Origin of the sequence: Ardenticatena maritima (assembly GCF_001306175.1) — a bacterium.
Classification (GTDB): domain Bacteria; phylum Chloroflexota; class Anaerolineae; order Ardenticatenales; family Ardenticatenaceae; genus Ardenticatena; species Ardenticatena maritima.
Genome location: NZ_LGKN01000003.1, coordinates 14,230 through 33,682 on the forward strand (window position 1 = coordinate 14,230; position 19,453 = coordinate 33,682).

Sequence of the window (19,453 nt, forward strand, 5' to 3'; positions counted from 1 at the left end):
TGCTCGCCCTGCTGGAAAGACCAAAAAGCCCCCTACCGCGCGGGTAGGGGGCTTGCTTTGTTGGGTGAACCGTGCTGATTACTGCTCAGGCAAGGATGCCGGCACCGGAGAGGGTTTGCCGATGCCCGCTTGGGCGACTTCTTCCGCTTTCATGCGGTTGACCAGGCTGTACACCACCGGCACTACAACCAGCGTCAGGAAGGTGGAGGAGAAGAGCCCCCCGATGACCACCGTCGCCAGTTCGGCGGCGATGATGGCGCCTTCCTCGACGCCGAGCGCCAGCGGCACGAGCGCCAGCATGGCGGCAATCGCCGTCATCAGGATGGGGCGCAAGCGCGTGCGACCGCCTTCCATCAGCGCTTCATACACGTTCATGCCGCGCACAAAGCGGTTCTTGCGTACACGGTCAATCAGCACGATGGCGTTCGTCACCACAATCCCGACGAGCATCATCATGCCGACGAGCGCCGACATACCCAGCACGCGGTCGGTCAGCCAGAGCGCCACCGCCGCGCCAATGGTTGCCAGCGGCAGGCTGAAGAGGATGACGAAGGGATCCACCAGCGAGTGGAAGGTGAGCACCATCACGAAGTAAACGATGACGATGGAAATCAGCACCGCTTGCCCCGCTTGCTGGAAGCCTTCTTTTTGCTGGCGGCTGTCGAACCCTTCGGTGACGGTCACGCCTTCGGGCACGATGGCGCGCACCGCCTCAATCGCCTTTTCGGTCACGCCGATGGCGTCGTCGGTTTCAATTTCACCCGTGAAACTGGCGGCGGGCTGCCCATCCACACGCAGGATGGTGTCGCCCGTGCTCAGGTTGCTGCTGACGTTCGCCAGCCCGTCAATGTCTTCGAGCGTGGCGATGACCTCATCGTTGATGTCCGCCAGCACTTCCGGATCGCCGTAGAGCACCAGCGAGAAGCCGCCAAACCCACTGGACGCCGTGCCCAGCGAGACACGCACGTTCTCTTCGCCAAAGACCTCGTTGGCAATGGCGCGCACCTGCGCTGTGAGTTCGTCGGCGCGTTCCGTATCTTCCACGCCGATTTGCACGTTGGCGCGGGTCTGGTCTACACCGCCGCCGAACATGATGGACTCAAAACCACCCATGCCGACGGTGGAGCGGACAATCCCCAAGCCTTCGATGTCGGCGATGCGTTCCTCGAACGTTTCAACCAGTTCGAGCGTGTCCACCATCTGGTAGTCGCTGGGCAGGTCAACCACCACCGAGATTTCCGGTTCGCCCATTTCGGGCACAAACGTGCGTGGGCGGTGGCTGAAGAGCCACATGCTCACCACGAAGAGAACGAACGCCGTCACCAGCACGATGGCGCGGTGGGTCAGCGCCCAGTGCAGTGCCCGCGAGTAGAGGCGTTGCAGGGTTGTTTCCTGCTCAACAGGCAGGTGCTCCTTGCGGATGAACATGTACGTGAGCACGGGAATGGTCGTGACGGCGACTACGAAACTTGACATAAGCGCGTAGGTCACAGCCACGCCGAAGGGCAGGAAGAATTCGCCCAGCAAGCCGCCAATCAGGCCGATGGGTAGGAAGACCACCACGGTGGTGACCGTCGAGGCGAAAATGGCGACGGCGACGTCGCGCGTGCCGGTGAGCACGGCTTCGAGTTGGTCTTCGCCCCGCTGGATGTGGCGGTAGATGTTTTCGAGCACCACGATGGAGTCGTCCACCACGCGCCCAATGGCGACCGTCATCCCCGAGAGGGTCATGATGTTCAGTGTGAGGTTGGTGGGGAAGAGGCGCGCGATGCCGTGCATGAGACTGCCCAACAGCGGCACGCCGCGCGTGGCGTCCACCAGCGGGTTGAGCACGACATGCGCGGCGGGCGGCAGCCACTTCATCAGGGCGAACGCCATCATCACCGAGAGCGGAATGCTCACTCCGGTGACGAGCGTACTGCGCCAGGAGATGATGCGGCGACCGTCGCGCCCGTGCCCGCTCAGGAAGACGAGGATGACGAAGATGGCGAAGAGCGCCCCAAGCAAGCCTTCGCGGGTGACGCCGCTGATGCTTTCTTCGATGAACGAGGCTTGCTCAAACGCGACGTCGAATTGCAAGGCGTCGTATTCGGCTTCCAGTTCGTCGAGTTTGTCGAACACCAGGTGCGAGACGGCGACGGTGTTGGCGTCGTTTTCCTTGTAGATGGTGAGCACAACCGCCGGTTGCCCGTTGACGCGAGCGATGGTGTCTTCGGGGATGAAGACTTCGCGCTCGCCGCTGGCAATCGCTTGCAATTCCTCGCGCAAAGCGGGGTCGAGGCTCGCCATGAAGTCTTCCGGCAGGGCTTGCAGCACCTCAGGCGAGAGCATGCGCAGGACAGCCGGGCTCAGGTTTTGCAGGAAGTTTTCTTCGTGCTCCGCCAGCCACAGGATGACGTCGGGCGTCAGGTCGGCGAGCAGTTGCGGCGCGTTGGGCGGACCGTTTTCCACCAGCAGGTTGAGGAAGTCGGCTGCGGTGGGCGCAAAGCCGTTGTTGATGAGGTCGGCGGCGGTGGTAAAGCGTGGTCCTTGCGCCGGCTCACCATCTTCCGGCGGTGTCACCCACGCCCCGCTGAGCGGCGGCGCTTCCTTAGCCATTTCTTCGGCGGCTTGTTGCGCGGCAATCCAGGCGGCGCTCAGCCCGCCGGCGGGTGCGGCGCGTTCATCGAGTTCGGCGCGCACGTCGTCGGGCAGGGTGGCGGTGTAGGTCTCCGGCAGCCACGCCAGCGCCTCGGGCGACATGCGGCGCAGGTGGTCGGGTGTGAGTGTTTCAAAGAGTTGTGGCGCAAAGTTCGCCACCGCCTGCACGATTTCGGGGGTCAGGTCTTCAGGGCGTTGCAGTTCGATGCCCTGGGCTTGCCCCACGGCTTGCCATTCGAGCGGCAAGGTTTCGCCCGGTTCGCCTTGTTCGGCGGGCGCGGCGGCTTGCGCCTTTTGGGCGAGTTGGGCTTGCAGGTCTGGGTCGAGCGAGGCGAGGAAGTCTTGCGGCAGGGCGGCGACCGCCTCGGGCGACATGGCGAGCAAGTGCTCAGGCGTGAGGTCGGCGAGCAGTTGCGGCGCGAACGAGGCGATGCCGGCGACGATTTCGGGCGTGAGGTCGGCGGTGGTTTCGAGCGTCATGCCCTGCGCTTGTGCGGCGGCGACCCACGATTCGGGCAGGGGCACCGCGGCGGTTTCGCCTTGCTCGGCGGGTGCGGCGGCTTCTTCGTCGGTGGGTGCTTCGCCTGTGTCGGCGCTCATGTCGCCCGCCTGTTCGCCTTCGCCTTCAGCCGAGGGCGCTTCGGCAAGCGCGCCCGCTTCCGCCAGGCGTGCTTCCAGCGCGGCGCGTGCGTCCGCGGGAATGCGGTCGTACAGGTCGGCGGGAACGGCTTGCAGAACGTCAAGCGGTGTCGCTTCGACGATTTCGGGTGTGAGTTCGTCCAGCAGTTGGGGGGCGGCTTCCAGCGCCGACGCCACAATTTCGGGCGTGAGGTCGGCGGTGGTTTTCAGTTCCACACCCTGCATTTGCGCGGCGCGCACCCACAGGTCGGGCAGGTCCACAGGGGCGGGCGTCGCTTCTTCGGCGGGTTGTGCGGTGGCTTCGCCGCTCTCTGTATCGCGGCTGAAGATTTCTTCGGGCAGTTCTTGCCCCCCGCTCACTTCCACGCGCGCCACGCCGTCCAGCGCTTCCAGTTGCGGCACGATTTCGCTTTGGATGAGCGCTTTGAGTTCACTGCGCGAGAGTTCCGATGACGAGGCGCTGGCGGCGACGACCGGCAGGTCGGAGAAGTTGAAGTTGAGCAGTTGCGGCGTTTCTACGCCTTCGGGCAATTGCACCTGTTCGATGGCGTTCGCCAGCTCTTCGCGCAGGGCTTCTTGGTCAAGCCCGAATTCGTTGCGCACGATGATGACGGCGACGCCGCGCGAAGAGGTGGATTCGATATTGACCACGCCGTCAACGGTGCGGACGGCTTCTTCCAGCGGAATGGTGATCGTATCACGGACTTCTTCGGGTGAGAGACCGGGCGCTTGAACAAAGACCACGGTCTGCGGAAATTCGATGGGTGGCAGCAACTCCTGGTTGAGCTGCGACCACGCAACTCCCCCCGCGATAATGAAGAGGAACGATAAGGCAATCGTGATCCACTTGAACCGCAAGGAGAGGCGGGTTGTTTTGTCAACAAGTCGTTCAAACATCGTCTTGCACCTCTCTGCAAAGAATTTTTGAGCGTTTGTGATGTGGCGCACAAAGTGCCGGGGGAAATCATAGCGAGCCAGGCGGGGGAAGACAATCCCGCAAATGGGGGATTTTGTGAGGGAGATGGGACGCAAAAAGCGGGGCGGCGGGGTTTACCAGCCGAGCCGCACGACGCGCACGAGCGAGGGGTCGAGCGGGGCGCTCTGCGCGAGCAGGAAATGCCCCGCGGGACCATGTCCACGCCCGAGCTGGTAGTCGGCGGCGGCGCGGAGCGCGTGGGTGATGAAGGTTTTGGCGTGCTGGGCGGCGGTGAGCAGGGGAAGCCCTTGCGCGAGAGAGGCGGCGAGCGCGGCGGAGAAGGTGCAGCCGGTGCCGTGGGTGTTGGTGGTGGTGATGCGTTCGGCGGCGAGCAGGTACATGTCCGTGCCGTCAAAGAAGAGGTCCACGGCGTGCCCGCGCCATTCGGGGTCTTCGATGTGCCCCCCCGTCAGAATGACGGCGGCGCCCCCGATGCCGTGCAGGATGCGGGCGGCGGCGCGCATTTCGTCCAGCGAGGTGATGAGCAAGCCGGTGAGGGCTTCGGCTTCGGCGCGGTTGGGGGTGATGACGGTGGCGCGCGGGAGCAATCGGTGGATGAGGGCGTGGTGGGCGTCCTCTTCCAGCAGGGCGTCGCCGCTGGTGGCGACCATGACGGGGTCGAGGACGAGGTGGGGGATGGCGTACTCGGCGGCGGCGTGCGCTACGGTTTCGATGATGTCGGTGGTGGCGAGCATGCCGGTTTTCCAGACGGTGGGGTGGATGTCTTGCATGACGGCGTCAATTTGCGCCCGCACGAAGGGGGCGGGCACGGTGTGTGTGGCGAGGACGCCGAGGGTGTTTTGCGCGGTTAGCGCGGTGATGGCGCTGGCGCCCCACACGCCGCAGGCGGCGAAGGTGTGCAGGTCGGCTTGAATGCCGGCGCCGCCCCCGGAGTCGGAGCCGGCGATGGTGAGCACGGCGGGGCATGTGCGGCTCATGCTTCCACCTCCGAGCGTGTGCGGTCAATGATGTGGCGCAGGGTTTGCGCGGCGGCGGCGGGGTCTTCCGCGCCCATTACCGCGGAGACGACGGCGATGCCGCTGGCGCCGGCGCGAATGACGTCGGCGGCGTTGGCGGGTGTGATGCCGCCGATGCCGATGACGGGGATGTCCACCAGGGCGATGATGCGTTGCAAGCCGGCGATGCCGATGGGCGCGCCGGCGTCGGGTTTGGTGGGGGTGCCGAACACGTCGCCCACGCCGAGGTAGGTAGCGCCTTCGCGCTGCATGCGCAGGGCGTCTTCGGGGGTTTCGGGTGAGCCGCCGATGATGGCGTGGGGACCGAGCAGGCGGCGGGCGTCGGCGATGGGCATGTCGTCCACGCCAAGGTGGACGCCGTCGGCGCCGACGGCGAGCGCCACGTCCACGCGGTCGTTGATGATGAGCGGCACGCCGGCGGCGCGGGTGATGGTGAGGAGCGCGCGCGCCTGTTCGATGAGGGCGCGGGTGGTGGCGGTTTTGTCGCGCAGTTGCACGATAGTAGCACCGCCACGGATGGCGGCGGCGACACGGTCGCGCAAGGCGTCGCCGTGGCCATAACGCGGGTCGGTGATGACGTAGAGTCGCCAGTCGGGCATAGGCGTTTGTGTGGGTTGGTTGATGGGTTGCTGGGAGAGGCTATACCACAAGATGACGTGGGAGGCAAGCGGGGGGATTCACGCCGTATTCCCTTCGGGTGCGTGTAAGGTTGGCCTGAGGATGGATGACGCACCTATTTGACAAAGCAAATGGCTCCATGGCATATTCATACAATTGAAAGTGAAGTTGGCCGTACTGCTTGTCTTTCCACCCCAAACCTCAATAGACGGGCAACAATCAGCCTTGATACACAGATTGCTTCAACCAGTTGATGAACCACTCTTATTTTTTGCAGACTACAGAACCATTGTAAAGGGGGCGTATGGACAACCGAGACCGTATCCAATCACTCATTCGCGATTTTTCACCAGAGAGTCTGACGGCTTTATTCCGTCAAATTGCGCCAACGTTTCGTCCAAGACATGAAACGTTTAACAGCCTGATCAAACAAGGATGGCCGTTTGATGATGTTCAGCAGCTGGGTGTTATCGAACTCCCAGGGCAGCAAACGGTGCTCATCGGTGCGATTCGCGTTAGTGGCGAACTGACAGCGCGTTCAAGTAAGAAAAAGCAGTATGAATTGGGAAAACGTATCCTCAAGGCAGGCAACCACAACGCCGGCATCTTCGCCTTTTACGACGACCGTGGTCGATTTCGTCTCTCCCTCATCACGGTGACCTATTCCGGCACGCACCGCCAATTTAGCACGTTCCGGCGCTACACCTTTTTTGTTGATCCAGATCTGCCCAACAAGACCTTTGTCAACCAGATTGGACGTGCGAATTTCTCTAGCCTGGAAGGTATTCTGGATGCGTTTGCCCTGGAAGCGGTCTCCGATGCTTTCTATCAGGAGTTCAAACCCAAGTATGATGCGATTGCTGCTGATGTTCAGGGAACGAGCGACGAGCAATTGAAGCAAGATTTCGCGCTCCTCTTCGTTATCCGCACGATTTTTCTGGGGTTTGTGCAGAAGAAAGGCTGGCTGGGGGACAAGCAGCGCTTCCTACAGGATTTCTGGCAGGAATACCAGAGCAGCGGGCGTCCACGGGATACGTTCTACAAGGAGTGGTTGGAACCGTTGTTCTTTGAGGCCCTCAACAACCCGCCAGGGTACAAGGTGGCGTATGGTCGTGCACCGTTTTCGGAAGAAACCCAAAATACCCTGCAGATGGCGCCTTACCTCAACGGTGAACTTTTTAAACGCAAGAAGGGCATCGACGACCAGGGTCTGTGGATTCCCGACGAGCTCATCCGCGATTTCTTCGACTTTCTCTTCCAGTACAACTTCACCGTGGAGGAGAATGAGCTCTACGACGAGGAACTGGAACTCAACCCTGAATTCTTGGGCATCATCTTTGAGCGTTTGACGAATAAGGACCAGGGCGCGGTTTACACCCCGCGTGTGGAAGTCGATCTGATGTGTCGCCTGGCGCTGGTGAAATGGTTGGAAAAGACCACAGGGATTGAAAAAGAGGACCTGTACCATCTCTTTTTCCGCGAGGCCGGCACGGGCGAGGAATTTGATGAATATCAGAAGCAGGGAGATTTCTCCCCGGCTGAGATCCGCACCTTGATCGAGAAGCTGGAAAGCGTGACCGTCTGCGATCCGGCTGCCGGTTCGGGTGCATTCGAAGTGGGCATGTTGCAGGTGCTGGATCAGACGCTGGAGAACCTGTACAGTCGCAACAACACACCGGCAGATTTGAAAGCGAAAGCCCCCACGCCTTTTGAACGCAAGAAAGCCATCATCGAGCGTTCGCTCTACGGCGTGGAGGTCAAACGTTGGGCGGTCTGGATCAACCACCTGCGCCTCTGGCTGACTTTGTTCGTGGATATGCCGGACGATTACAAGACGTTGCCCACCCCGCTGCTGCCCAACCTGACCTTCAAGGTGCGGACCGGCGACTCGTTGGTGCAGCGCCTCGGCGACAAGACATTTCCGGTGCAGGGCCACGCGAACCTGTCGCCGGCCATCAAGCGCCAGATCACCGATCTCAAGAAAAAGAAACGTGAATTCTTCTACAACCAGAACCACGATGCGCACTTGATTGAGCAGGCGGAATTGGCGGTCTTCCGCGCTATTCTGGATGAGCAGATTGAAGAGCGCCGGAAGGAAATCAACCGGTTACAGCAGCCGCCTGCAAAAAATCTCTCATTTTTGGAGGATGTGGCCGCCGATGAGGCTGCCCGGCAGGCTGAGGAACGAAAAAAGCGAAAAGCAGAGATCGCTGCTTTGGAGGCTGAAATCGCCGAGCTGGAAGCCCAGAAGCGCAGCCTGAAGGACGAGCGCCCCTTCATCTGGAGTATCGAGTTCGCCGAGATCTTCTTCGACCGGGGCGGCTTCGATATTATCATCGGCAACCCGCCCTACTTGGCTGCTCATAGCAAGGATGAGAAGAAAAAAATTAGGGATCCAAATGGTCTGATGCCGCCCAAAGAATATAAGAACGCCCTAGACGAAATGATGCGGTTGGACTTCCCGGATTACTTTGCCAAATCCCGTGCCCAGACCGACAAGTTCAAGAAAGAGCGCAAACCGAGCGGCCGTTCCGACCTCTATACCTACTTCTACATTCGCTCCCTGCGCCTTCTGAACCCCCAGGGTGTGCACGTCTTTATCTGCTCCAATTCCTGGCTGGACGCGAGCTACGGCGCCTGGTTGCAGGAGTTCTTCCTGCGGAAAACGCCGATGTGCTTTGTCATCGATAACCACGCCAAGCGCTCCTTTGCCCGGGCCGATGTGAACACGGTCATCACCGTGGCCGGCGCACCGCTCGAGCGAGGTGCAGTGCCGGGAGAGCATGTGGTGCGCTTCGTGGCCTTCAAACAGCCCTTCGAGGATGCGGTGCTCAGCGAGAACCTGCTGGCGATTGAGAACGCAACCGACATTCTCAAAACCGACGCCTTCCGTGTTTTCCCCATCACCGTTGCCGACCTGCTGGCCGAAGGCAGCGACGACGGCAGGTACATGGGCGACAAGTGGGGTGGCAAATACCTGCGTGCGCCGAATGTATTTTTAAAAATACTAAAGTCGAGAAATTATTTTCGCGTAAAAGATGTCGCACGTGTATTGGGATATGTTCACGATAATAATGTTTCTGATCGATATCCTTCAGCGCCATTTATCAAGTCGATCAGGGATATCCGCAAAATTACAATTGCTCCTGAAGATGTCACTTGGCAGGGAGTTTCAACTAAAGGGGAAACTAGAGTTAAAGGCGATTTGCTATTTGCGAGAACTTTTGACAATGTTCATTTAATTTTATGGAACAAGAATCGTTTTGTGATAGGAAAGGAATTTTATAGGATTTTAGCCGAAAGAATAGAGCCCAAAACCTTGGCTTTACTTTTGAATTCGACTTTGGCTATACTTCAAAGAGAACTTTTCGGGCTTCATAACCTAGGTGGAGGTGCTATTAAATTTAATAAAAATGATGTCGAGCTGTTCATTTTACCAAAAACACTTAATCGGTCATTTGAAAATCAAATTTTTGATAAGTTTTTGAATAGAGAAATATATGATGTCTTCACCGAATGCGGCATCGACCCCAAATCTGACATCCCCATCGCCAAGCAAGAGCCCAACCCGCTGCCCGACCGCAAGGCGCTTGATGACATTGTCTTCGACGCCCTGGGGTTGACCGAAGAGGAGCGCAAAGAAGTCTATCGCGCCGTCTGCCAGTTGGTCTGGGAGCGCATCAGCAAGGCGCGGAGCGTGTAGCCATGCCATACAACCCGGAAAAACACAACCGGCGCAGTATCCGCCTGAAGGGGTACGATTATGCCGGGCCGGGCGCCTATTTTGTCACCATCGTCACCCAAAACCGGGCCTGCCTGTTCGGCCAGGTGGTGGACGACGTCATGCAGATGAACGACGCGGGATGCATGGTGCAACGGTGGTGGGACGAATTGAATCGGAAATTCCCCCATGTCCGCACGGATGCGTTTGTGGTCATGCCCAACCACATTCACGGTATCATTGTCATTCAATCCACGGATGAAATGGATCAATCCGCCGGGACGGACCAACCCGCCGGGGCGGACCAATCCGCCGGGGCGGACCAATCCGCCGGGGCGGACCAATCCGTAGGGGCGGACCAACCCGTAGGGGCGGACCTGCGTGTCCGCCCTGATGGGGGTGGTGGCGCACACACAAATGGGGGCGCACACACAGGTGCGCCCCTACGTGCGCCGCAACGTGCGCCCCTATCGGAAATTGTCCAATGGTTCAAAACGATGACCACGAACGAATATATCCGCCATGTGAAAAACGATGGTTGGGCGCCGTTTAACAAACGCCTGTGGCAACGGAATTATTACGAACACATCATCCGCAATGATGAATCCCTGAATCGTATTCGTCAATACATTGCTGAAAACCCATTACGCTGGCATCTGGATCGGGACAATCCAATGTCAGATCGGTGTCAATGACAATGGGCGGTTGCCAAATCGGGGGTATTCGCGGCGGACGGATGATGGTGTGGAAAAAATTCATGTGTAAAAACAAAAAGAAAGAGGAACGTGTCATATGGCTCGAAACTTCATCACCAACGCCAAAGAGCAAACACTGCGGTCTCGGATCGAGAAGTTGATTCAGCACAGCCAAGAACTCAAGTTTCTGGTTGGTTTTTTTTATTTCTCCGGTTGGCGTGAACTCTATAAGGCGCTCAAAGACCGGGATGACCTTACCATCAAAATCCTGGTTGGGCTGGACACCAATCTGCATTTGGGGCAGGTATTGGAAGTGGCCGACCCCAATGCCTCTGCCATGAGCCAGGAGGAACTGGTGGGGCGGTTCCATGCGTCCCTGCGCACTGCATTGCAGGATGAATCTCTGGATACGCAGGAGTTCTACGAGCAGGTGACCTTCTTTCTGCGTCTGTTGGATAAAGGGCGGTTGCAAATTCGCAAGACCTTCGATCCCAATCACGCTAAGCTTTATCTTTTCAAGCTCAAGGAAGAGGGGCAAGCACTCATCAACGCGCCGGGACGTTTTATCACCGGCTCCAGCAACCTGACCCGGGCCGGCCTGCTGGGTCAGCACGAGTTCAACGTGGAGATTGGCGACTACGGGTGGGAGGACGCGGAGGCCTATTTCGACGAACTCTGGCAGAGCGCCATCCCCTTGAGTGAACTGTCCGAACGCAAAGAGCAGATCATCCGCATCATCCGCCGCCAGACCCAAGTGGCCGAGATCACCCCTTTCGAAGCCTACGCACTGGTGCTCAAAACCTATATCGACCTCATGGAGCAAAAGACGTTGCGACCTCAGGTCAAACGACTGATGCAAGAGCGGGGCTACACCGTGTACCGCTACCAGGAAGACGCCGTGCAACAGGCGTTAACTGTACTAGAGGAATATGGCGGTGTTATTTTGGCTGATGTGGTTGGGTTGGGAAAATCGGTTATTGCCAGCTGGTTGGCACGGGAGGTCAACGGGCGTGGATTGGTGATTTGCCCACCGGCACTGGTAGGCGATCCCAAAACACGTGATAGCGGATGGTACAAGTACTTGAGTGATTTTGGTCTCCATGATTGGGATGTCTATTCTCTTGGTGTCCTGGATAAGGTGCAGGAGTACTTAGCGAATTACGGAGATGATGTGACGACCATCATCGTGGATGAAGCTCACCGCTTCCGCAACGAAGATACTGAGGCCTACGAGCGCCTTAGCCAGATTTGCGCGAACCGCAAGGTCATTTTGCTTACCGCTACGCCTTTCAACAACGCTCCTTCAGACATTTTTGCCCTGCTTAAACTTTTTATTCCACCGGGCAAATCTACCCTGACTTTAGATGAAAAGCTGGCTGCACGTTTTGCACGTTATAACAGCGAGTTCCGAAAACTCTCCTACATTCTACGTTATGCCGACGCTGGGGGGGAAAAGCAGGCGCGTGCTGAAAAGTATTACGTCGAACTTTTTGAAACTCGCCCTCCTATTGATAAGGCTCGCGTACAACGTCGCACCCGCACTCTGGCGAATGAAATCCGTGCTGTCATCGAGCCTGTAGTCATTCGCCGTAATCGTCTTGATTTGAAGCGTGATCCCATCTATCGGGAAGAAGTTACCGCTCTTTCTGAAGTGGCTGATCCAATAGAACTCTTCTACGAGTTAACGCCGGCACAATCGGCTTTTTACGATCAAGTGATTAACGATTACTTTGGCGAAAGTGGACGATTCCGAGGCGCTATTTACCAACCTTATGCCTATGAACAGCGCAAGCGGGGAGAGGAATTGGAAGAAGAATTCACCTATCAGCAGCAGCGCAACCTGTATGAGTTTATGCGCCGGTTGCTCGTGAAACGTTTTGAAAGTTCCTTTGGTGCTTTTGCCCAGAGTATTCAGAATTTCATTCGAGTGCACGAACAGGTGTTGGCCTTTATCAAAAACAGTAACGGCCGTTATATCTTGGATCGCCAACTTTTGGAGAAGATTTATGAAGCCGATCCCGAGGAAATTGATGCAGCGTTAGTGGTTTTCATCGAGCGTCTAGCGAAAAAAGAGAATTTGGATCCACGTCATGATCGCATCTATGAAATTAAAACATTCGATGATCCAGAAGGCTTTTTACAGGATATCCAGTCTGACCTTGAACTCCTGAAAGAAATTGCTGCTCGTATTGACGAGCTTCAACTGGTTGCACAGGACCCCAAAGCTGAGCGTTTAATCGAAGCGCTTCGAGATATTATTGAGACGCCACCTGCTCCTGGTGAGCCGAAACGGAAAATTATCATCTTCAGTGAATATTTGGATACAGTAAAACATGTTGCCCCAGTTCTCAAGCGAGCATTTCCTGGGCGTGTGTTAGTTGCTGAAGGTAACTTTAGCAAGAAATTCTATGATGATCTCTTGGCAAATTTCGATGCGAGCTACCCACGTGATAAACAGCGGGATGACTATGATATTCTATTAGCCACCGACAAACTTTCTGAAGGCGTCAACTTGAATAGAGCGGGAGCCGTTATTAACTACGATATTCCTTGGAATCCTACGCGGGTTATTCAGCGTCTGGGACGTATTAATCGCATTGGGCGCAAGGTTTTTGCACAATTGTACATTTATAACTTTTTCCCGACGGAGCAAGGTGCTGATGTCGTCAAGAGCCGTGAGGTGGCTGCCCAAAAGATGTTTCTTATCCATAATACCTTAGGTGAAGATGCGAAGATCTTTGCCCCTGATGAAACTCCCTCTCCGGCTGAGCTTTTCAAACGCATCAATCGCAATCCTGAAGAGGAAGAAGAAGAGAGTCTGTTGACTAGAGTTAGACAGGCTTTCTTTGCCATACAGCAGCAATACCCTGAATTGGTAGCTCAATTAAATGATTTCCCTGCTCGCGTCAAGACATCGAAACCTTTTTCTCAGAATGAGTTGCTTGTCTTTCGCCGCAAAGGCTTGCAACTCTTCATTCATGGCGTTCTTGATACGACGACAGAGAAACACAGTGTAAGTGCATTGACATTAGAGGACGCATTACCTCATATTCAATGCAAACCAGAAACACCGCGCTTGCCGCTCAGCCCACGCTTTTGGCTTGCTTATGAGACCATCAAACGATATCGAGAGCATACACCCATGCCTCATAGTGAACAATCCCTTTTAGTCAAGGCTGAGAACAACCTTCGAAGCGCATTAGAAAAGCATGCAAAAGACTTGCAAGAGTACTTACCATTTATTCAAACACTGTTGCGGGATCTCAAAGAGTTCCAGACCTTGCCCAAGTATACGCTTCGCCGATTGACTGTGGTAGAAATGAATAGCAAGGTTTCTGCAAGAGGCATTAGACGCTTTAAGAATGAATTAGAGACCTTACGTCGTTCTCTTGGTGAGAATTATTTGGATCGCATTGAACAGAAAACAAAGGGTTTTCGGAGTGAAATTATTATTGCTATAGAAAATGTAAAAACATAACTAAGGCTTGGTAGACGTTGATAGGTTCTCTGCTTGGGAAAAAGAGAAACAGCACCCATGACGAACAAACTTGACATTGCCCCCCTGGAAATCTAGCTGTGGAACGCCACCTGCCCCATTCGCGGGCAGGTGGACGCGTCTCCGTTCAAAGCGTGTATCGCGTGTGTGTTGGGGATAGATGGGAGGCATCATGCCGCCATACGACCCGAACCGCCATCATCGCCGGTCCATCCGCCTGAAGGGGTACGATTACACCCAACCGGGGGCGTATTTCGTCACCATTTGCACCCACGAACGGGCGCACCTGTTCGGCCGGGTGGTGGACGGGGAAATGGTGTTGAATGCGTGGGGGGAAATTGTGCGCGACGAATGGTTTCGCACCGCGGACATACGCGCCAACGTGGAATTGTATGCGGATGAATTTGTGGTGATGCCCAATCATGTGCATGGGATTATTTGGATTGTGGAAACGGACTTGGTCGGGGCGCAGCGTCGCTGCGCCCCGACGGGACCATCACCCGGTGGGATTACACCAAACAATGTGGCCCCGGGATCATTGGGGGCCATCGTCCGTGCGTTCAAATCCGCCGTGACCCGCCGTATCAATATCCAACGCAACACGCCCGGCGGGCGCATTTGGCAACGCAATTATTACGAACACATCATCCGCACCCAACGCGCCCTGCACGCCATTCGGCGGTACATCGCCGACAATCCGCGGCGCTGGCACCTGGACCGCCACAATCCCACCGCCACCGCCGCCGACCCCCGCGCCGGCGCCGTGTGGCGGCTGTTGCAGGAGAGCGACCACACCGACCACCCTGACGATACGGAGGCGAGCCTATGACCCCTTTCCAGCGAACATCGGCGGACAGTTGGGGCTGCCTTACGTCGTATAGCGCCTACTCCGGCGTACTGTGCTCGCGGTACTGGTAGGGGAGTCGTGCACTGGCTATTGTGAGCATAGAGAATCTTGTTCAAAAGCGTTGACTTTAGAGGGAGGCATAAGGTGAGTCAGATTGTAGAAGACGTCATCAAGGCCGCTGAATGGGCATCGCAGGCTCTTCAACAGTCCGGTTATCCAGCGGATTTCTCTCCTTCCAGCCTGTGGTATGTTGATTTTTTCTTCGACGACCATAGCCGCAATGGGGAGCCAATTCCAGGTGGACTGCTCTCACAGGATATTGGTGTGCGATTGTTCGCCATAGGCGCGTATGTGGGGGAGGTGCTGCGTCGTCATCTGGGTGGAGAGTGGTATGGAGATGACAATGATCCGCAAGCAGAAATCAACGTCGCATTGCGCCTCAACACAGGGGCCACATGTTGGCCGGTTCAACGGGTCATAAAGCGATTTGAGAATGGATGGGAGGAGAGTGTGGCTGCTTACGGGGCAGGAATGGGTTTACAGGTGGGGCCACGCCCTCTCCGTTCACCGCGTACCTCTCCCAAGAAGCCCTGGTGGAAATTTTGGTAGATAGGCACCTCTTCTCATGTGAATTGAACAATGCCAACGCATGGAGTGGGCGGAATGTTGCAATTATCGAATCACGACCATTTTCTTGTTATAAAACCAACCTGGGCCAGAGCCCTTAGTTGGGCAGGAATCATCCTTTTTGCCTTTTTTAGCGTTATGTCGTGGCAAGCGGGTGATCGTAAAGCTGCATTCTTGTTTTTGATTTTCGTTGCTTTTAATGTTTTCACACTTTGTAGGGACGATTGCGATGAATGAGGATCTCATCCTATACAAGAATGCGTGGGCAACGTATGGGCTCAGATGGGATGAAGTCGAGCGGATAGCGCTCGATACGGCTTGGCAGGCCATGGCGTTTATTGGAGAAGACAAAAGGCTTGTGGTAGTGGGCCCACGTTATTGGTCAGGAAAATCAGAAGAGGTGGAAGAGATATTCAGCCTGATAGGTCGGAAAATCAGGGAAAGACAAATACTGCTCGATAGTGTTTATGTGGTCAAAGCATGTGAAAGTTCACTGACCCAAGCGACAACCAAATAGCGCATGCAGACGTCTCTTCAGTAGGAGCCGAGGCTTTGTAAAAGGGACAAAGGAGGCCATGCCGGCGCGGTCGTAGGTTGAGATGCTGGCATGGCCTCTTTACGCGCACTACCGCTCCCCCTGCTTATGGTAACGGGCGCGAGACGACCAGATTATCGAAGTGGACTTCCACGGGCTCAGGCTCCAATGTCCCAGCGACCAGCGCGATGTCGCCGGTGGCGTAGGTATCGTCGTAGACTTCGCCCAGCAATTCCCCATTCACCCAGAGCGCCAGGTACGTCTCATTGCATACGGCGTTGATCGAATTCATGGCGTTGCCCTGATAGATGGCGTCTGAATAGGTCCAGTCAATCAGAGGCACATAGTCCTGGTTCTCCACGCGTGCAATGGTGAAGTAGCCGTCGCCGCTGATGAGGAACGAATACCCATCCCCATTCGGCTGAACGCGGCACATGACGCCATAGCCATCGTTGTTATTCGTAGGGGCTCCAACTTGTGTCGCTTCAATATAAATGTCAACGTTGGGGACACCCAAAGGATACATGCCCCCGCGTATTTCGTTTTGCGTAAGAGCCACAACAGCGTATGCACCGTCAACGTACCCCGCCATTGAGCCGTCTTCAAATGTCACGCGGTCCCAGCCCGAATTCGGGTCGCTGAAATCATCAACGAGGAGATGGATATCTTGTGGTACGTCGGGTGGTTGTTGCGGCGTTGTATCCATCTCGGTAATGTAAAGCGTTCCCTCGACCGCGTCATTTTCGCCGAACGTTCCCACCCAAATGTCGTACTGCCCCTCTGGTGGGTTGAGAATGTCAACCAGCGGGTGAATGGTGCCGTTGAAATCGTCACTGCAATGCCAAACCCCGTTGGGGTCGTTCACGATGAGCGCGGTGTCTTCAAGCGCTTGGAAGAAAATGCGCAGACGGGCTGAAGACCCTGCCCAGAACAGACGGATGTCAGGCGCTTCGGCGGCATAGCCCGTGCACTCAGCAGAGGGCAGGTTCTGCGCGGCGACGTCAACAGCCCCACCCCCGGTGATGGAGATGGTGTACGGGTCAGGCGAAAACCCGGTCGTCAGGTGAATTTCCCCAAACGTCGGGTCCAGCGTGAAGTTGAGAGCGCCTGCAACACCGGTGACCGTCCAGGTGGCGTCTGCGGTAATGGGCGTGTTCCATTGCAAAGCAACCAAGTTGCCGTCGCAGTCATCGGCTTCGAGGTCGTATTGCCCCGGCTCGATCATGAAGGTTTGCGCGCCGCCAATGCCAATCGTCTCCGATTCGCCAAGCCAGTCTGCGCCCCATTCCTTGTTCTGCGAGGGCGAAATGTACACGTAGCAAATGACGCTGTTGGATTGATTGACGAGCGTCAGGGCGACCTGTTGCGTCTCAGGTGGGGTTGTGTGGGTGGTGGCGGCGTTGGCGGTGCCGTCGGGGGGGGCGCTGTGGGTGGAACAGCCGTCGGCGGCACGGGTGTGGGCAGCTGCTTGGTGATTGCCCCACCTGTTTTGGGCGGGACCGCCGTCGGCGTGACGATGGTGACCGTGGGTAGGACGATTTCACACCCCAGAATGGTGATTGAAAAAAGGGCGATCGTGAGGGCAAAGAGGCGTAGGGCGGTTTTCATAAGAAACTCCTTTCGTCCGTGCAAACGTGCTTACCACTCGGTGGGCTCGTCGTGCGCCACGCAAGAGGACCGGTGTGCAAACAGACAATCAGAGGCGAGGGGCGTTGAATGTGTAGCGGTTCCCCTGAAACAGTCTTGGCTCGCTATAACAAGTGTAGGGTATTATTGCAGGAAATGGCAGGCACATTTGTCAGCCGAAAGATGTGTACATGCTCACATGCCGGCGAGTGCTTGCATGACATTTGACATAGAGCGAAGCCCCATGCTGGTGGCGCTCTCAATGTCAAAAGCCCCCAAGCGGGGGCTTTTGCGTTGGCGTGAGGTTTTCCGGGCGCGGGCTTATGGTATCGTTGGCGTGCCAATCTCGGCTTCGAGGCGGCGCAGCTCAGCTTCGTATTCGTGCAGCGTGGCGGCGAGTTGCTGCAAATGCTCCTGCTCCGTGCGGACAAATCGCGCGTATGGGGCGATGGCTTCGTTGAGCCGCTTCACACTCCGCTCAATTTCGTGCGCAAACGCTTCTTCCAGCACACGCACCAATTGCACTTTCAGGTGCTCAATTTTCTCGCGGAACGCTTTTTGGGCTTGCCGCCGACGGTATGGAATGATGCCCAGCCCTAACATGCCCAGCGTGCCCGCCGCCAACAGCCCCGTGAGGTCTGCTGCGGAGGTGGTGAGCAGCGCCGTGAGAATCGTCCCCAAGCCAATCGCGCCCGCCTCGGTGAGCGCCACCTGCGCCAGAGCGCTCTGCACGTTTTCCACCAACATGCGCGCCTCAGCGGAGCGGTCGTAGCGGGCGAGCACGTCTTGCGCGGCGCGCCCCACGCGGTCCAGCAGGTGGGCGCGGTTGTACTCAAAGCCGCTGGCGGCTTCTTGCGCCGCCCCTTCCAGGTGCTCGGTGGCGCGGCGTTCGCCCAACAAGCGCGCCATCACACGCCATTGGCGCGCCTCACGGTCAACCATCCAGTCAATCAGGTCTTGCACCTGCCGCTCGATTTGCTGCGGCGTGTCGGCAATCACATCGCGCTCAAAGGCTTGACGGAGCGCGCTGGCGTTCAACAGGCTGAAAATGCGCGCAATGCGCAAGGTTTCGTCGAAAAAGGTTTCGCCGCGCGCCTGCATTTCGTTCAGAATGGCTTGAATTTTGAGGCGGTGGTAGTCAAACTCTTGCTCCATGTCCTGGCGATAGAGCCGCAGTTGGGTTTCCACCTGCTCAATGGTCGCCAGGTCTTCGGCGAGCAGCGCCTCGCGTTCGTGCAGGCGTTCCAGCGTCTCTGCGAGAATGCGTTTGGCAACGCCCAGTGGGCTGGCGAGTTTCAGGCGGACACGTTCCTCAGCGCTCAGCGTTTCAAAGAGGTACGTTTCCAGCGCCGCCCATTCAGGGGGCACGGGCGCGCCCGACTGTTTGGCTTTGAGCGCCTGGCGTGCGCTCACCGCGAAGATGGTGGGCGTTGTGCCCAGCAGGCGGCTGGCGTTTTCGCGCACAAACTCAACAACCGTTGCGCGCGCGTCTTCTTCTTCCAGCAAGTCAATTTTGTTGATGACGAACACAATTTTCTTGCCCCAGTCGCGGATGGTTTGCAGAAAATCGCGCTCCGATTCGGTGAAGGGGCGGTCGGCGCTGGTGACGAAGAGCACCAGGTCGCTCCGTGGCACAAAATCGCGGCTGATGGCTTCGTGTTCGCGCAGAACGGCGTTCGTGCCGGGCGTATCCACAATGTGAATCTCGCGCAGGAAGCCGGCGGGGTAGGTGACAACCCAATAGCCTTCTTCGGTGCGGTGCGGCTCTTGTTGGAGACCGTAGCGCAGGATGTGGATGTGCGCCGTGGTGGGGGTGACGCCTTCGGTGACGTAGCGTTCCCCCAGCAAGGCGTTGATGAGCGCGGATTTGCCGCTGTTGAATTCCCCAACGATGACCAGCAAAAAGAAGTCGTCCAGGTGTTCCAGCGCTTCATGCAAGCGCTGCATGTGCTCCTCGGGCACGTCCCACGTGGAAAGCGTGGCGAGGAGATGTTGGAGCAGGCGGCGCTCCTGTTTCAAAAGTGTCGCGTAGCGTTCATTCAGTGTGTGCATACAG

General features: G+C 57.0%; 12 protein-coding genes. 6 read left to right on the forward strand and 6 right to left on the reverse strand.

The features are described from left to right. Positions 1-78: 78 nt before the first annotated feature. The 3 genes from SE16_RS00390 to thiE form a co-directional block, all read right to left on the reverse strand. Positions 79-4,176, reverse strand: a complete 4,098-nt coding sequence (locus SE16_RS00390; RefSeq protein ID WP_060687057.1) for an efflux RND transporter permease subunit — start codon at positions 4,174-4,176, stop codon at positions 79-81. A 153-nt stretch (positions 4,177-4,329) separates the two neighbouring features. Further along, positions 4,330-5,193: a bifunctional hydroxymethylpyrimidine kinase/phosphomethylpyrimidine kinase gene (gene thiD, locus SE16_RS00395; protein WP_054492697.1), complete on the reverse strand. Its 864-nt coding sequence runs from the start codon at positions 5,191-5,193 to the stop codon at positions 4,330-4,332. After that, on the reverse strand, positions 5,190-5,831 hold the full coding sequence (gene thiE, locus SE16_RS00400; protein WP_054492696.1) for a thiamine phosphate synthase: 642 nt from the start codon (positions 5,829-5,831) through the stop codon (positions 5,190-5,192). Before thiE ends, thiD begins: the two co-directional genes overlap by 4 nt. Positions 5,832-6,154: 323 nt before the next feature. Here thiE and SE16_RS00405 point away from each other — a divergent pair, with 323 nt between their 5' ends. From SE16_RS00405 to SE16_RS00435, 6 genes are all read left to right on the forward strand, one after another. Then, complete coding sequence (locus SE16_RS00405) at positions 6,155-9,553, forward strand: Eco57I restriction-modification methylase domain-containing protein (protein WP_060687060.1); 3,399 nt, start codon at positions 6,155-6,157, stop codon at positions 9,551-9,553. Between the two features lie 2 nt (positions 9,554-9,555). Then, entirely contained in the window at positions 9,556-10,266 is a 711-nt protein-coding gene (locus SE16_RS00410) for a transposase (protein WP_054491946.1), read from the forward strand. Between the two features lie 97 nt (positions 10,267-10,363). Continuing rightward, complete coding sequence (locus tag SE16_RS00415) at positions 10,364-13,744, forward strand: helicase-related protein (protein WP_054491945.1); 3,381 nt, start codon at positions 10,364-10,366, stop codon at positions 13,742-13,744. A 190-nt stretch (positions 13,745-13,934) separates the two neighbouring features. Further along, the gene (locus tag SE16_RS00420) at positions 13,935-14,591 is read left to right on the forward strand and encodes a transposase (protein ID WP_054491944.1); all 657 of its coding nucleotides are present in this window, start codon (positions 13,935-13,937) and stop codon (positions 14,589-14,591) included. 162 nt (positions 14,592-14,753) lie between these two features. Beyond that, positions 14,754-15,218: a hypothetical protein gene (locus tag SE16_RS00425; RefSeq protein ID WP_054491943.1), complete on the forward strand. Its 465-nt coding sequence runs from the start codon at positions 14,754-14,756 to the stop codon at positions 15,216-15,218. Positions 15,219-15,465: 247 nt separating this feature from the next. After that, positions 15,466-15,753: a hypothetical protein gene (locus SE16_RS00435; RefSeq protein WP_054491941.1), complete on the forward strand. Its 288-nt coding sequence runs from the start codon at positions 15,466-15,468 to the stop codon at positions 15,751-15,753. 124 nt (positions 15,754-15,877) lie between these two features. On the opposite strand, the gene SE16_RS16250 is transcribed toward SE16_RS00435, so the two are convergent. From SE16_RS16250 to SE16_RS00450, 3 genes are all read right to left on the reverse strand, one after another. Continuing rightward, complete coding sequence (locus SE16_RS16250) at positions 15,878-17,086, reverse strand: hypothetical protein (RefSeq protein ID WP_060687062.1); 1,209 nt, start codon at positions 17,084-17,086, stop codon at positions 15,878-15,880. 35 nt (positions 17,087-17,121) lie between these two features. Then, positions 17,122-17,379: a hypothetical protein gene (locus SE16_RS16105; protein ID WP_060687065.1), complete on the reverse strand. Its 258-nt coding sequence runs from the start codon at positions 17,377-17,379 to the stop codon at positions 17,122-17,124. A 339-nt stretch (positions 17,380-17,718) separates the two neighbouring features. Continuing rightward, positions 17,719-19,449, reverse strand: coding sequence for a dynamin family protein (locus SE16_RS00450; protein WP_160317003.1), 1,731 nt, complete (start codon positions 19,447-19,449; stop codon positions 17,719-17,721). Positions 19,450-19,453: the final 4 nt, after the last annotated feature.

Bases quoted from the DNA above. Each gene is read 5' to 3' on its own strand.
- SE16_RS00420 (WP_054491944.1), top strand. From the start codon at position 13,935: ATGCCGCCATACGACCCGAACCGCCATCATCGCCGGTCCATCCGCCTG.
- SE16_RS00450 (WP_160317003.1), bottom strand. From the start codon at position 19,449: ATGCACACACTGAATGAACGCTACGCGACACTTTTGAAACAGGAGCGC.
- SE16_RS00435 (WP_054491941.1), top strand. From the start codon at position 15,466: ATGAATGAGGATCTCATCCTATACAAGAATGCGTGGGCAACGTATGGG.
- SE16_RS00390 (WP_060687057.1), bottom strand. From the start codon at position 4,176: ATGTTTGAACGACTTGTTGACAAAACAACCCGCCTCTCCTTGCGGTTC.
- SE16_RS16105 (WP_060687065.1), bottom strand. From the start codon at position 17,379: ATGAAAACCGCCCTACGCCTCTTTGCCCTCACGATCGCCCTTTTTTCA.
- thiD (WP_054492697.1), bottom strand. From the start codon at position 5,193: ATGAGCCGCACATGCCCCGCCGTGCTCACCATCGCCGGCTCCGACTCC.
- SE16_RS00410 (WP_054491946.1), top strand. From the start codon at position 9,556: ATGCCATACAACCCGGAAAAACACAACCGGCGCAGTATCCGCCTGAAG.
- thiE (WP_054492696.1), bottom strand. From the start codon at position 5,831: ATGCCCGACTGGCGACTCTACGTCATCACCGACCCGCGTTATGGCCAC.
- SE16_RS00405 (WP_060687060.1), top strand. From the start codon at position 6,155: ATGGACAACCGAGACCGTATCCAATCACTCATTCGCGATTTTTCACCA.
- SE16_RS00415 (WP_054491945.1), top strand. From the start codon at position 10,364: ATGGCTCGAAACTTCATCACCAACGCCAAAGAGCAAACACTGCGGTCT.